Origin of the sequence: Streptomyces sp. NPDC005374 (assembly GCF_042872225.1) — a bacterium.
In the GTDB taxonomy this organism is placed as follows: Bacteria; Actinomycetota; Actinomycetes; order Streptomycetales; family Streptomycetaceae; genus Streptomyces.
In genome coordinates, this window is record NZ_JBIAKA010000003.1 from 182,136 (window position 1) to 196,181 (window position 14,046).

General features: G+C 71.6%; 14 protein-coding genes. 10 read left to right on the forward strand and 4 right to left on the reverse strand.

What is annotated here, in order from left to right; genetic code table 11:
* Positions 1–38 precede the first annotated feature (38 nt).
* Positions 39–680 carry a hypothetical protein gene (locus ACFYRX_RS09260; RefSeq protein WP_389097720.1) on the forward strand — a complete coding sequence of 214 codons (642 nt, stop codon included), beginning with the start codon at positions 39–41 and terminating at the stop codon, positions 678–680.
* Between the two features lie 181 nt (positions 681–861).
* Entirely contained in the window at positions 862–1,446 is a 585-nt protein-coding gene (locus tag ACFYRX_RS09265; protein WP_389097721.1) for a sigma-70 family RNA polymerase sigma factor, read from the forward strand.
* Between the two features lie 184 nt (positions 1,447–1,630).
* Here the strand turns inward: ACFYRX_RS09265 and ACFYRX_RS09270 are convergent, their stop codons facing one another.
* Entirely contained in the window at positions 1,631–2,110 is a 480-nt protein-coding gene (locus ACFYRX_RS09270) for a MarR family winged helix-turn-helix transcriptional regulator (RefSeq protein WP_389097722.1), read from the reverse strand.
* 123 nt (positions 2,111–2,233) lie between these two features.
* On the opposite strand from ACFYRX_RS09270, the gene ACFYRX_RS09275 reads away from it, so the two are divergent.
* Positions 2,234–2,749 (forward strand): YceI family protein, encoded by a 516-nt coding sequence (locus ACFYRX_RS09275; RefSeq protein ID WP_389097723.1) that lies wholly within the window; start codon positions 2,234–2,236, stop codon positions 2,747–2,749.
* Between the two features lie 4 nt (positions 2,750–2,753).
* On the opposite strand, the gene ACFYRX_RS09280 is transcribed toward ACFYRX_RS09275, so the two are convergent.
* Positions 2,754–4,478, reverse strand: a complete 1,725-nt coding sequence (locus tag ACFYRX_RS09280) for a hypothetical protein (protein ID WP_389097724.1) — start codon at positions 4,476–4,478, stop codon at positions 2,754–2,756.
* A 209-nt stretch (positions 4,479–4,687) separates the two neighbouring features.
* Between ACFYRX_RS09280 and ACFYRX_RS09285 the strand changes: the two genes are divergently transcribed.
* The 4 genes from ACFYRX_RS09285 to ACFYRX_RS09300 all read left to right on the forward strand — a co-directional run bounded on the left by ACFYRX_RS09285 (position 4,688) and on the right by ACFYRX_RS09300 (position 7,403).
* Positions 4,688–5,077: a cell division protein SepF gene (locus ACFYRX_RS09285; RefSeq protein WP_328751100.1), complete on the forward strand. Its 390-nt coding sequence runs from the start codon at positions 4,688–4,690 to the stop codon at positions 5,075–5,077.
* A gap of 80 nt (positions 5,078–5,157) precedes the next feature.
* The gene (locus ACFYRX_RS09290) at positions 5,158–6,363 is read left to right on the forward strand and encodes an ATP-binding protein (RefSeq protein WP_389097725.1); all 1,206 of its coding nucleotides are present in this window, start codon (positions 5,158–5,160) and stop codon (positions 6,361–6,363) included.
* Between the two features lie 50 nt (positions 6,364–6,413).
* A complete protein-coding gene (locus tag ACFYRX_RS09295; RefSeq protein WP_389097726.1) occupies positions 6,414–6,779 on the forward strand; it encodes a nucleotide pyrophosphohydrolase in 366 nt (121 codons plus the stop codon).
* A gap of 153 nt (positions 6,780–6,932) precedes the next feature.
* The gene (locus ACFYRX_RS09300; RefSeq protein WP_389097727.1) at positions 6,933–7,403 is read left to right on the forward strand and encodes a DUF6099 family protein; all 471 of its coding nucleotides are present in this window, start codon (positions 6,933–6,935) and stop codon (positions 7,401–7,403) included.
* 522 nt (positions 7,404–7,925) lie between these two features.
* On the opposite strand, the gene ACFYRX_RS09305 is transcribed toward ACFYRX_RS09300, so the two are convergent.
* Positions 7,926–8,090, reverse strand: a complete 165-nt coding sequence (locus ACFYRX_RS09305) for a hypothetical protein (RefSeq protein ID WP_389097728.1) — start codon at positions 8,088–8,090, stop codon at positions 7,926–7,928.
* 233 nt (positions 8,091–8,323) lie between these two features.
* Here ACFYRX_RS09305 and ACFYRX_RS09310 point away from each other — a divergent pair, with 233 nt between their 5' ends.
* On the forward strand, positions 8,324–9,247 hold the full coding sequence (locus tag ACFYRX_RS09310; RefSeq protein ID WP_389097729.1) for an LLM class F420-dependent oxidoreductase: 924 nt from the start codon (positions 8,324–8,326) through the stop codon (positions 9,245–9,247).
* 99 nt (positions 9,248–9,346) lie between these two features.
* On the opposite strand, the gene ACFYRX_RS09315 is transcribed toward ACFYRX_RS09310, so the two are convergent.
* The gene (locus ACFYRX_RS09315; protein WP_389097730.1) at positions 9,347–9,880 is read right to left on the reverse strand and encodes an SAM-dependent methyltransferase; all 534 of its coding nucleotides are present in this window, start codon (positions 9,878–9,880) and stop codon (positions 9,347–9,349) included.
* A gap of 110 nt (positions 9,881–9,990) precedes the next feature.
* Between ACFYRX_RS09315 and ACFYRX_RS09320 the strand changes: the two genes are divergently transcribed.
* Together ACFYRX_RS09320 and ACFYRX_RS09325 are read left to right on the forward strand one after the other, a co-directional pair.
* Positions 9,991–11,469: a 3' terminal RNA ribose 2'-O-methyltransferase Hen1 gene (locus ACFYRX_RS09320; protein ID WP_389097731.1), complete on the forward strand. Its 1,479-nt coding sequence runs from the start codon at positions 9,991–9,993 to the stop codon at positions 11,467–11,469.
* Positions 11,466–14,009, forward strand: a complete 2,544-nt coding sequence (locus ACFYRX_RS09325; protein WP_389097732.1) for a polynucleotide kinase-phosphatase — start codon at positions 11,466–11,468, stop codon at positions 14,007–14,009. The genes ACFYRX_RS09320 and ACFYRX_RS09325 overlap by 4 nt, the downstream gene beginning before the upstream one ends.
* Positions 14,010–14,046 lie beyond the last annotated feature (37 nt).

Here is a 14,046-nt window from a genome sequence, read left to right on the forward strand (position 1 = left end):
AGGTGACTTCCGGTGCCCGGATGGAAGGATGAGGCGCCATGACAGCAGGGTGGGGTTCGCGCACGGTGCGGGCCGCGGTGTTCGCGGCCGTCTGTGTGCTGCTCGCCGCCCTGGGCCACGTCCTGATGTCCGGCACCCATGTGCCCGGCTGGACACTGGCCGCGGGCCTGGTCGTGACCGGGTGCGCGGGTTGGTGTCTGGCCGGCCGTGAACGCGGGCTGCCGCTGATCGTGGCCGTCGTCGTCGCCGCCCAGACGGCCCTCCACTCGGCGTTCTCCCTCGCCCAGCCCACGCCGGCGGCGCAGGACATGGGCGCGATGCACATGGAGTCCATGCACACGAGCGGCATGGACTCCATGGACGCCGCCCAGTTGGGCGCCTCGTCGGGTGTCGGCGCGCTCTCGTACTGGCTGCCCTTCGGCATGTACGCCGCCCACCTGCTCGCCGCGCTCCTCACGGGTTTCTGGCTGGCGTACGGCGAACGGGCCGCGTTCCGCATCCTGCGGGCCGTCGCCGGACGGCTGGCCGCCCCGCTGCGGCTGCTGCTCGCCCTGCCCGCCACCCCGCACCGCCCGCGTCTGCGGGTGCGCCGCGCCCGTTCGACGCGGGGGCCGCGGCTTCTCCTTCTCGTTCACGCGATCACCCATCGCGGTCCGCCCCTGGGGACGGCTGTCGCCTGACGACAGCCGGCATTCCGAGGCCGCCCTTGTGCGCCTCGGCCCGGCCGTACGCCCACGTATGTGCTCCGCGCACATGTGGTCGCCGCACGGCCGTACCCCTTTCACCGGACCGCCGCGCAGCTGTGTGCACCTGACTTCACGGCGGCGGTCCGGATCACGGCTGACCCGAGAAGGACACCTGGTGATCACTTCCACCCTGCCCGCCCCGGCCGACCTCCGACGTGAACGGGAGGCCGCCGACGCCTCCGCGACAGCCTGGGCACTCGCCGCCCGCGCCGGTGACGCGGATGCCGTCGACCACTTCGTACGTGCCCTGCACCGTGACGTCCTGCGTGTCGTCTCCTATCTGTGCGCCGACCCTCAGGCCGTGGACGACCTCGTCCAGGACACGTTTCTGCGGGCGCTCGGCAGCCTGCACCGGTTCGAGGGCCGGTCCTCGGCGCGGGTCTGGCTGCTGGCCATCGCCCGCCGGGCGGTGACCGACGGTTTCCGGCACGCCGCCGCTCGGCCCCGCCGGTATGACGGTTCGGACTGGCAGGACGCGGTCGAGCGTGCGCAGCCGCGGGGCGTGCCCGGCTTCGACGACGGGATAGCGCTGCTTGATCTGCTGGGAGCGTTGTCCGACGAGCGGCGGGAGGCGTTTGTGCTCACACAGATGCTGGGGTTGTCGTACGAGGAGGCGGCTGTGGTGAGTGGGTGTCCGGTGGGGACGGTTCGGTCCCGGGTGGCACGGGCCAGGGCGGCGCTGCTGGAACTGGTGGTGTGAGGGCGCGCAGGGGGGGCCTCGGTTTGTCGTCCAGCGGGTGCGGCGGCGTCGTGGCTGGTCGCGCAGTTCCCCGCGCCCCTGGTGGGATCCAGTCATCGTTCGTTCTGGAGGTACCGGGCTGTCGCGGCTGCCGCAGTCAGGCCTGCCAAGCCCGCTCCGGTCAGGGCCAGTGCCCTGGCCCTGCCTACTCCGGCTGCGCCTCCACGGCGAGATCGGGGAGGAGCGAGCGCAGGGCCTCGCGCTGGTCGGCGCCCATGAAGCGGTTCAGCGACTCCTTGACCGTCGCCGCGAGGCTCCCCGAGGCCTCCGCCAGCAGGCGCCGGCCCTTCTCGGTGAGGGTCACCTCGACGCCCCGCTTGTCGCCGCACACCGACTTCCGGGTGACGAGACCGGCGTGCTGGAGGCAGGCGATCTGGTAGGTGAGCCGGGTCTTGGGGCGGCCGAGGAGCTCCGCGATCTTCGTCATGCGCACCCCTTCCGCGGGGCGCGCGCCCAGCAGGCACAGGACCAGGAACTCGTCGTGCGAGACATCGAGCCCCTCCTTGACGGCGGAGCGCAGTTCCTGTTCCACGGCTCCCGTCGCGGCCAGCAGCAGCATCCAGGCGTGCAGCTCGGGTGGGAGGAGCCCGTCGGACAGGGAGGGGCATTCGGACTGGTCGGCCATGGATTCCAGTGTATCTGTTGTTCAAATTTGGAGCATCGGCTAGCGTGGTGTCATCCAAATTTGGACTATAGAGGTCCATGAACGTCCCCGGACATGTCCGGACACCCCCAGGAGCGAGAGATCATGACCGTCGCCGTCGAAACCGGAACCTGGCAGCTCGACCGGACCGCCACCACCGTCGCCCTGAAGCACAAGACGATGTGGGGTCTGGTCACGGTGAAGGGCGCCTTCACCACCGTGGACGGTCAGGGCGAGGTCCGGTCCGACGGATCCGCCCTCGGCACCCTGACCATCGACGCCGCCTCCCTCGACACCAAGAACGCCAAGCGCGACGAGCACCTGCGCGGGGCCGACTTCTTCGACATCGCCAACCACCCCGAGATCACCTTCGCGGTGCGCAGCGCCGAACTGCGGGACGGCGACCAGGTGCAGGTGATCGGTCAGCTGACCGTGCGCGGCATCAGCCGCCCCCAGTCCCTCACCGCCCAGCTCACCGACGTGAGCGCCGACGCGGTCACGCTGAACGCCCAGTTCTCGGTGGACCGCGACCACTTCGGCCTGGGCTGGAACCAGATGGGCATGATCCGCGGCCTGACCACGGTCACCGCCGCGCTCCGCTTCAAGCGGTCGGCAGCCTGACCCGTCACGTCGTCGGCAACGTGATCCAGGCGCTCGACAGTGTCTGCGGCGAGGACGTGAACACCCGGAGCCGGATCCGCTGACCCGGCTTCGGCAGGGCGTACGTCCCGCCGGGCGGCCGCAGTTCATAGGTCGCCGTCGCGTGGGCGGGCAGGGTCGCCGGCCCACGCAGGACTGCGAAGTACGGGTACATGCCCTGGCCCCGCGTCAGCGTGAAGTGCGGGGTGAGGGCGTCGTCGTCGGTGTTGGTGATGCGCAGGGTCAGCCCGGACAGGGTGCGGGCGTCACGGTGCAGCGCGGTGACCTCCATGCGCAGCGGCGGTGAGCCGGTGGCCGCCAGCGCCGCGCTCACCAGGGCCGGACTCAACAGCAAGGCGGCCGCGGCGATCCGCGCGGGGCGCCGGTCCGGGCCACCGAGCCGGCCCTCGAACGGCTGCCAGGCCCCGGCGAACTCCGACGCGGGCGCGGTGACCGCCGCCGCGAGCCACAGCGGGGTCATCAACAGGTAGTACCCGTCCTGCGAACGGGTCGCCAGCCAGAACGCCAGCCACGGCAGCACGGTCGCCGCCGGCCCCAGCCGGCGCACGAACAGCACGGACAGCACCAGCAGACCGGCGAGCAGCAGCAGGCTCGCGTAGCCGTACCAGTCGAGCCGGTCGCTGCCGTTCGTGAGGTACAACGACACGCCCACCAGGCCCTGGCCGTGCAGCACCGCGCCCTGGATCAGCGGCAGCGCGATCCCCTTGAACCACGCGACCGGCTGACTCACGACGAAGTACGTGTTGATCAGCAGCCATACGGTGACGGCGACCCCGGCGAGCCGCAGCACCACCAGGGCCGCCGCCCGCGCCCCCAGCTCCCCGCGCCGTACGGCGTAGATCCCGGCCAGCAGGAACGGCGCCAGGAACCACGGCAGTTGCTGCGCCGCGCACGCGGCGCCCAGACAGGCGGCCTGTGCCACCCCGGCCGCACCCAGTCGCCCGCCCCGCCCGATCCGCGGCCAGCGCACCACCACCGGGACCAGCAGGGCCAGCGCCAGGATCGCCGGGTAGCCGAGCCTGCCGTACATGGGAATCATCGAGAATCCCAGGCACACCATGGTCGCCGCCGACCGCCACGGCACGGGCAGCAGTCGCCACAGCACGACCGTGCCGACGAGCAGCGCGCCGGTGCTCATCGCTATGGCGGGCAGGCCGCCGTGCCCGAGCCACAGCAGGGGGGCGGTCAGCAGCGGGGCGAGCGGGGGATAGCCGTACGTGTAGTCGTAGCCGCCCGTCACGGTCGGGGTCAGCGCGATGCCGTGGCCGCCGAAGAGCCACGGCCAGGGGTTGCCGTAGACGCCGTGTCCGGCGACCAGCTCGCGCGCCGCCTGGGCGGTGAGGACGGACTCGTCGGAGCCGCGGTGGAACAGGACGAACGTGCACAGGGCGAGCGTCAGCCCGGTCACCAGCACGCACAGGTCCACGCGCGCCAGGGACCGCCGGCCGCGCACCACCAGGGCCAGTACGCCGCAGACGAGGATCGAGGCGTAGCAGGCGGAGATCACCATGGCCACGAGAGGGCGGTGCGTGGCCGCCTGCGTCCACACCTCGCGGGTGCCGATGAGCAGGCTGACGTCCGCGAGCAGCGTCAGGACGCGATGCCACTGGGCGGGGGGTTCCGGGGCGGCGGTCACCGCCGGCTGGGTCCGCCGGCCGGGTTCCGACAGCTGGGTATCTGTCAGGAGCACGGCATCGGACGCTAATGGGGCCCGGTGAGGCGCGTGTCGCCGGAGGCCTAGAGTCCGGTGTGAGCCCGGTAAGACCCTTTCGTCATGATGGGTGGCGGCTCGATGCGCCGCCGAGACGTCGCGCACCGTGTCGCTGTTGGGCCGAACGGGTGACTTGGCGTAAGAATGGCTGGTGCAGGCATGGAAAGCGAGTCGGAGCGGGGGAGCCGGTGAACAGGTACGACGTCACCGATGAACAGTGGGAAGGGCTCGCCCAGGTCGTTCCGTTGCGAGGGCGGGACGCGTGGCCCTCGGCGGTCGACCACCGGTCCGTACCGGAGGCCGAGACCGAGGCCCGGCGTCGTTTCGTCGTGCTGCGGATCAGCGTCTTCGCGGACGCCCGCGAGGTCGCCGAAACGCTCATGGCGGGGATCCCGGTCCTGCTCGACCTCACCGCCGCCGAGACGGACGTCGCCAAGCGGGTCCTCGACTTCAGTACGGGCGTCGTGTTCGGGCTGGCCAGCGGGATGCACCGGGTGGACCGCAACGTGTTCCTGCTGACACCGGCAGGGACCGAGGTGACGGGGCTGATGGAGGGAGCGGGGATGCCGGGGTCCTGAGCCCCGGGCGGTTCGCTCGATCGTAGGAAGGCCGTGAGGCAGGAACGGTTCGCCTGCCTGCGGAGTCCTACGGTCCGGATATGCGTGTACCCCCCACATCCTCCACGTCCTCCGTGGTGCCTGCCCAGCCGGCTCCTCCGCTCACGGAGTCGTCACCGGGCGGTGAACACCGTCCCGGCCGGCCCTGCCTCACCGAACTCCGGCTGTCCGCGTACGCCTCGCACCGGCGGGCCGGGTTACCGCTCGGGCCACTGACCCTGTTCGCCGGACCGAGCGGCGGCGGCAAGACGAGCGCGCTCAGGGCGTACGAGGCTCTCGCGCGGCTCGGCGGCGGCGCGAGCCTCGCCGAGGTGTTCCTCGACCCCCTCGCCTGCGTCCCGGACCGCGCCCGCCCCGACGCGCAGCGCCGCCGCGGCTTCCGGATCGGCTGCACGGCCGACGGACCCGAGGGGCCGGTACGGCTCGACGTCGCCATCCAGGCCGAGCCCGAACTGCGCATCGTGGGCGAGCGGTTGACCTCCGGCGGGCTCGTGCTCCTGGAGACCGCTCTGCGCGACCCCTCCCGTCGCACCGTGCAGGCCGCCTGGCACACCGCGGGGGCCGCGCCGGTCACCCGGGCCCCGCTCCCGGACGACCGACTCGGCACCGCACTCCTGCCGCTGCGCGTGGCCGGCAAGACGGACGGGCAGCGGCGCGTCCTCGCCGCCGCCGAACAGATGGTCGTCGCCCTGCGCTCCGTCTTCGGCTGCGATCCGCGGCCCGGCCGCATGCGCCTGCCCGTCCCGACCGGCTCGGGACGGCTGCTCGGCGGCTGCGACAACCTCGCCGACGTCCTGTGGCGCACCCGCGCGGAGTGCGCCCGACGGCACGCGCAGCTCGTCGCGGCAGTGCGCGCCGGGTGCGCGGGGCCCGTCGCCGACGTCCTCGCCGAACCCCTGCTCGCCGGCACGGTCAGGGCGCTGCTCGACCGCGGCGACGGCAGCCGTACGGAGCTGAAGCGGCTCGGCGACGGCGAGTTGCGGTACCTCGCCCTCGCGCTGGTGCTGCTCACCGGACCCGGTGTGCTGGAGGTCGACCCGGCCGGCGAGGTGCCCGCGGCGATGCAGACGCTCACCGTGCTCGCCGACAACCTCGACCGCGGGCTGGACGTACGGCAGCGGGCCGAACTGCTGGGGCTGGCCGTGCGGATGTGCGAGCGCGGGCACATCCGGCTCGTCGGCGCGGTGAGCGACGCCTCGTGGGCGGCCGGGACGGATGGCGTCACGGTGGTACACCTGGAGCCGTGACAGAACCTCTCGACGTGACAGAACCCCTCGACGCGACAGAAGCGAACGGCGTGACAGACCGGAACGGCGTGGCAGAACCGAACGGCCTTGCAGAACAACCCCTCGACGTGGCGAAACTGCAGCGTCGGCTGGTCGAGTTCGCGGCGGCCCGCAACTGGCAGCGCTACCACATCCCCAAGAACCTCGTCGCCGCCCTCAGCGTGGAGGCTTCCGAACTGGTCGAGATCTTCCAGTGGTTGACGCCCGAGGAGTCGGCGCGGGTCATGGACGACCCCGACACCGCGCACCGCGTCACCGATGAGGTCGCCGACGTGCTCGCGTATCTGCTCCAGTTCTGCGAGGTGCTCGGAGTCGATCCGCTGGCCGCGCTGGCCGCGAAGATCGACCGGAACGAGCGGAGGTTTCCGGTGTCGTGAGGAGTGGTTCAGTCCTCTTTCACTCTCCGTGAGGGAAAGGTGGTCTGAAATCGATTCGTTGTCCACAAATTTCCGTCTACCTCTGGCTTTTCGTTCCGAGCGACCTCACTCTGGGTAGTGGACAAGGGAGTTCGCGACAGACGGGGGCAGCCGATGGACGCGATGCGGCTCATCGTGACGAGCAGGCGTGCCCTGGCCGGAGGCGGCGAGGCGCCCGAGGTCATGGCCGAGGTGTGGCAGGCGCAGGCCCTGGCCCAGGCGATAGGGAGTCGCCTCGCGGTCGCCGGGCCACCCGAACTCCGGGGCGAGGCCCTCGGGTTGACCGAGCTCGCGGGCCGTGGCTGCGGTGTCCTGGACCGCCCCGACATCGCCCTGGCGGAGTTGCGGGCCGCCCAGCTCACCGACCTGGGCGATGCCCGCCAGGCCCTGCTCTGCCTCGGTGGGCTCCTCGGCGAGGTGGGCATAGCCCTGGTCGGTCTCGCCTGCGCGGCGGACGACGAAGCGACGTACTGGCAGTGCATGGAGGCGATCGACGCGGCGGACGAGTCGCGGGACCGGGTGCTGGAGATGCTGCGAAGACTGGCGGACCGGGGGGAGGTGGCGGTGGAGCAGGAAGCGGGGTGAGTGTTCGGCCGCGGGCTCGGTGGGGGCCGGCTGCGTCCCGCGGTGGAGCCGCTCATGTCACAACCCCGCACCCCCGGCCGGGCCCAGCTGAGCCCGCTCCGACGTCACCCACTCAGGGGCGCGGGGAACTGCGCGGCCAGCCCCCACCGGGCCCGCACCCAGCCGGTGTCTGAGGGGCGCGGGGAACTGCGCGGCCAGCCCCCGCCGGGCCCGCACCCAGCCGGCGTCCGTCCCGCTCCGACGTCACCCACTCAGGGGCGCGGGGAACTGCGCGACCAGCCCCCCACCGGGCCCGCACCCACCCGACATCCGGCCCGTTTCGAGGTCACCGACTCAGGGGCGCGGGGAACTGCGCGGCCAGCCCCCCACCGGGCCCGCACCCACCCGACATCCGGCCCGCTCCGACGTCACCCACTCAGGGGCGCGGGGAACTGCGCGACGAGCCCCCCACCGGACCCGCACCCACCCGGCGCCGGGTGAGCGGAACCCACCCGCGGCCCAGACCCTCAGGTGACCGAACCCTCAGACGGCTTCCTCCTCGACAACCTCCCGCCCCGCCGAACCCCCGGCCGACTGCAGATCCGCGTCCAACGCCGACAGATCCGCGTTCAGCGACGCCATCAACTCCTCCATCTGCTGCAGCAATCCCTTCGGCTGCCCGGACAGCGGCACGGTTTCTTCGGACATGACGGCCTCCTCGGCCCAAGGCCCCGACGAAGGGGCCGGCGCGGGTAACGGATGACGCACCGGCGACGACAAGCCGGCTCCGCCCGAGCAACGATCACCAAAGGGCCCGGTCACTGGCACGGTCACCCCTCCCGCGCCCCGTCGGCGAATTTTCACCCGCCCGGGGACCAGGGGCCAGGGAGGCCACAGGGACCGCTGTGGCCACAGTTCACCCCTGCGTGCAGGATGGAGACATGGATCTCCGCATCTTCACCGAGCCCCAGCAGGGCGCAAGCTACGACACCCTCCTCACCGTCGCGAAGGCCACCGAGGACCTCGGTTTCGACGCCTTCTTCCGCTCCGACCACTATCTGAAGATGGGTGACGCCGACGGCCTCCCCGGCCCCACCGACGCCTGGATCACCCTGGCCGGCCTGGCCCGTGAGACCAAGCGCATACGCCTCGGCACCCTGATGACCGCCGCCACCTTCCGGCTGCCCGGCGTCCTCGCCATCCAGGTCGCCCAGGTCGACCAGATGTCCGGCGGCCGGGTCGAACTGGGCCTGGGTGCGGGCTGGTTCGAGGAGGAGCACGCGGCGTACGGCATCCCGTTCCCGAAGGAGAAGTTCCCCCGCCTGGAGGAACAGCTGGAGATCGTCACCGGCCTGTGGGCCACCGAGCCCGGCGAGACCTTCGACTTCCACGGCAAGCACTACGACCTCAGCAAGTCACCCGCGCTTCCCAAGCCCGCCCAAGCCAAGATCCCCGTGCTGATCGGCGGCCACGGCGCCACCCGCACCCCCCGCCTCGCCGCGCGCTACGCCGACGAGTTCAACATGCCGTTCGGCTCGGTCGAGGACAGCGAGGCCCAGTTCGGCCGGGTCCGTGCCGCCGCCGAGGAAGCGGGCCGCGGGGCCGACGCGATCACCTTCTCCAACGCCCTCGTCGTCTGCGTCGGCAAGGACGACCAGGAGGTCGCCCGCCGCGCCGCGGTGATCGGCCGCGAGGTCGACGAGCTCAAGGCCAACGGCCTGGCCGGCACCCCGGCCGAGGTCGTGGACAAGATCGGCCGCTATGCCGCCGTGGGCTCGCGCCGGGTCTACCTCCAGGTCCTCGACCTCGACGACCTGGACCACCTGGAACTCATCAGCGCCCAGGTTCAGTCACAGCTCTCGTAACGCCGTACGACCGTGACCCGGCCGTACGTTCCCACGACGGTGGCCGGTCGACCGTCCGGCGGATCGAGCCACGCGCGGGGCGATCCGCCGGACCGGCCGTCACGGCTTGCGGCCCACCCCCACGTACAGCGGTATCTCCGCGCCGCCCTGCGGTTCACCGAGTCCGGGATGCCACTCGGCGGCCAACACCACGCCGGGATCCACCGGTTCGAGACCCTCGAAGAACCCGGTGAACTCCGCGCGCGAGCGCACCTGCGCGGCCGTACCGCCCCGGCGGTACACCTCGACCACGCGCTCCCACGTGTCCGGATCGAAGTCACCGGTCGCGTGGGAGAGGATCACGTGGCTTCCCGGCGGCAGCGGTTCGAGGAGCTCGCGCACGATCCGGCGGGGTTCGTCCGCGTCGGCCACCAGATGCAGAAGCGCCACGAGGGACAGCCGGGACGCGCGCTGCATGAACGCGCGATTGGTGCGGGCCATGTCCCGCACGGCGGGGAAGAGGGAGATCACCTGGTCGGCCGCCGCCGCGTCGACCGGGTAGTTGTCCTTCCCGCCGAGGAAGTAGTCGTACATGCGCGCCGAATGCGGCTTGCCGGTGTCGATGTGATGCGCGCCCGAGCCGGTGTCCGTCACGTGAGGCCTCTCCTGGTGAAAATTCCCGAGTGCTGGCGATGTCCGGTCTGTACGGTGTGCGTATTCGCAGTTCAGACCAGTACTCCGACCATTTTCGAGGCCAGTCAACCGTGTTCCTGACCCTCACCACCACCGGTACTCCCGAGCGTCCCGCCACCGATCTCGGCTTCCTGCTGCACAAGCACCCCGGGAAGGCGCAGGCGTTCTCCACGTCCTACGGCAAGGCGCATGTGCTGTATCCCGAGGCGGACGATCAGCGGTGCACGGCTGCGCTGTTGCTGGAGGTCGACGCCGTGGCGCTGGTCAGGCGCGGCAAGGGCAAGGGTCGCGGCGGCGCCCCCGACGCGGCGCTCGCGCAGTACGTCAACGACCGCCCGTACGCGGCCTCTTCGCTGCTCGCGGTGGCGCTGAGCGCGGTGTTCTCCAGCGCGATGCGCGGGGTGTGCAGCGCCAGGCCCGAACTCCCGGGGCAGGCACGGCCATTGCGCATCGAGGTGCCGGCGCTCCCGGCCCGCGGTGGTCCGGAACTGGTACGTCAGCTCTTCGAGCCGCTCGGCTGGACGGTGACCGCCGAACCGGTCGCGCTCGACACCGAGTTCTCGGAGTGGGGCGACTCGCGCTACGTCCGTCTCGAACTGGAGTCCACACAGCTCACCGTCGCCGAGGCGCTGCGTCATCTGTACGTCCTCCTCCCCGTCCTCGACGACGCCAAGCACTACTGGGTGGCCTCCGACGAGGTCGACAAGCTGCTCAGGGCCGGTGAGGGCTGGCTGCCCGAGCACCCGGAGCAGAAGCTGATCACCAGCCGTTACCTGTCCCGCCGCTGGTCGCTAACGCGCGAGGCCATGGAACGCCTCGAACTGGTGCGGCTGGCCGAGACCGACGACAGCGAGGTCGAGGACATCGACAACGCCGTCGAGGCGGAGACCGAGACCGAGGAGAAGCCCAGCCCGCTCGCCGTGCAGCGACGGGACGCGATCATCGACGCCCTGCGCGCCGCCGGTGCCGCGCGCGTCCTCGATCTCGGGTGCGGACAGGGCCAGTTGGTGCAGGCACTGCTCAAGGACCCGAAGTTCACCGAGATCGTCGGCGTCGACGTGTCGGTGCGGGCGCTCACCATCGCCTCCCGTCGGCTCAAGCTGGACCGCATGGGGGAGCGGATGGCCTCCCGCGTCCAGCTCTTCCAGGGCTCGCTCGCGTACACCGACAAACGGCTCAAGGGGTACGACGCCGCCGTGCTCAGCGAGGTGATCGAGCACCTCGACCTGCCCTGGCTGCCCGCCCTGGAGTACGCCGTGTTCGGCGCGGCCCGCCCCCGGACCGTCCTTGTGACCACCCCGAACGTCGAGTACAACGTCCGCTGGGAATCGCTCCCGGCCGGGCATGTCCGGCACGGCGACCACCGGTTCGAGTGGACCCGAGAGGAGTTCCGCGCCTGGGCGGGGTCGGTGGCCGAACGGCACGGGTACGACGTGGAGTTCGTGCCCGTGGGACCGGACGACCCCGAGGTGGGGCCGCCCACCCAGATGGCCGTTTTTGAATTGAGCACAGCCGTGATCAGGACCGAGAAGGAGGCGAAGGCGGCATGACCGAGATCCAGCACACGGGACGTACTCTCCCCGTCACCGACCTCTCCCTCGTCGTCCTCGTGGGTGCCTCCGGCTCGGGCAAGTCCACCTTCGCCCGGCGGCACTTCAAGCCGACCGAGGTCATCTCCTCGGACTTCTGCCGGGGCCTGGTCTCCGACGACGAGAACGACCAGGGCGCCACGAAGGACGCCTTCGACGTCCTGCACTACATCGCGGGCAAACGCCTGGCCGCCGGCCGCCGCACGGTCGTCGACGCGACCAGCGTGCAGTCGGACTCCCGGCGGCAGTTGATCGACCTGGCGAAGCAGTACGACGTCCTGCCGATCGCCATCGTGCTCGACGTGCCCGAGGAGGTGTGCGCCGAGCGCAACGCGGGCCGCACCGACCGGGCCGACATGCCGATCCGGGTCATCAAGCGGCACATCCGCGAACTGCGGCGCTCCATCCGCCACTTGGAGCGCGAGGGCTTCCGCAAGGTGCACGTCCTGCGCGGGACGGAGGCCATCGAGCACGCCACCGTCGTCACCGAGAAGCGTTTCAACGACCTGACCCACCTCACCGGCCCCTTCGACATCGTCGGCGACATCCACGGCTGCGCCGCCGAACTGGAGACCCTGCTCGGCAAGTTGGGCTACGCCGACGGCGTCCACCCCGAGGGTCGTACCGCGGTCTTCGTCGGCGACCTCGTCGACCGGGGCCCGGACAGCCCGGGCGTACTGCGCCGGGTGATGTCGATGGTCAAGTCGGGCGACGCGCTGTGCGTACCGGGCAACCACGAGAACAAGTACGGCCGTTACCTCAAGGGCCGCAAGGTCCAGCACACCCACGGCCTCGCGGAGACCATCGAGCAGATGGAGAGCGTCCCGGACGAGTTCTGGGCCGAGGTACGGGAGTTCATCGACGGGCTCGTCAGCCACTACGTCCTCGACGGCGGCCGCCTGGTCGTCTGCCACGCGGGTCTGCCGGAGAAGTACCACGGCCGCACCTCGGGGCGGGTCCGCTCGCACGCGCTGTACGGCGACACCACCGGTGAGACCGACGAGTTCGGGCTGCCGGTGCGCTACCCGTGGGCGGAGGAGTACCGGGGCAGGGCCGCGGTCGTCTACGGCCACACCCCGGTCCCGGAGGCGACCTGGCTCAACAACACCATCTGCCTCGACACCGGCGCCGTCTTCGGCGGCAAACTCACCGCGCTGCGCTGGCCCGAGCGTGAGCTGGTCGAAGTACCGGCGGAGCGGGTCTGGTACGAGCCGGTCAAGCCGCTGAGGTCGGAGGCCCCCGGCGGGCACGACGGCCGGCCGCTCGACCTGGCCGACGTGCACGGCCGCAGGGCCGTGGAGACCCGGCAGGCGGGCCGGGTCGCGGTCCGCGAGGAGAACGCGGCGGCGGCCCTGGAGGTCATGAGCCGCTTCGCGGTGGACCCGCGGCTGCTGCCGTACCTTCCGCCGACGATGGCGCCGACGGCCACCAGCCACGTCGAGGGCTATCTGGAGCACCCGGCCGAGGCGTTCGCGCAGTACGCCGAGGACGGTGTCGCGCGGGTCGTGTGCGAGGAGAAGCACATGGGCTCGCGGGCGGTGGCCCTGGTGTGCAGGGACGCGGAGGCGGCTGGCAAGCACTTCGGCGTGGACGGTCCGACCGGCTCGCTGTACACGCGCACCGGCCGTCCGTTCTTCGACGACGCGTCGGTGACGGAGACGATCCTGGACCGGCTGCGGACGGCGGTCGGCGAGGCCGGTCTGTGGGACGAACTCGACACGGACTGGCTGCTGTTGGACGCGGAGCTGATGCCGTGGTCGCTGAAGGCCTTCGGCCTGCTGCGGTCGCAGTACGCCGCCGTCGGCGCCGCGTCCGGCGCGGTGTTCCCGGGTGCGCTGGCCGCGCTCCGGGGTGCGGCGGACCGGGGTGTCGACGTGAGCGACCTGCTGGCCCGCCAGCGTGAACGGGCCGACGCGGCAGGCGCGTTCACCGACGCGTACCGCCGCTACTGCTGGAGCACGGACGGTCTCGACGGTGTCCGCCTGGCACCGTTCCAGATCCTCGCGGTCCAGGGCCGCAGCCTCGCCGCGCTCCCGCACGACGAGCAACTGGCCCTGCTGGACAGGCTGGTGGAGCACGACGGCACCGGCCTGCTGCAGACCACCCGGCGCCTGTACGTCGACACCGGTGACCCGGAGTCCGTCCGGGCGGGCGTCGACTGGTGGCTGGAGATGACCGGCCGAGGCGGCGAGGGCATGGTCGTCAAACCGCTCGGCGCGATGGTCCGCAGCACGGAGGGCCGTCTGGTCCAGCCCGGCATCAAGTGCCGGGGCAGGGAGTACCTGCGGATCATCTACGGTCCCGAGTACACCCGCCCGGAGAATCTCGGCCGCCTCCGCAGGAGGTTCCTCAACCACAAGCGCTCGCTCGCGATCCGCGAGTACGCGCTCGGCCTGGAGGCCCTGGACCGGCTGGCCGAGGGCGAGCCCCTGTGGCGGGTGCACGAGGCGGTGTTCGGGGTGCTGGCGCTGGAGTCGGAGCCGGTGGACCCGCGGCTGTAGCCACGGGTGCGAGGGGGAGGAGTGACGGGCAGGTCAC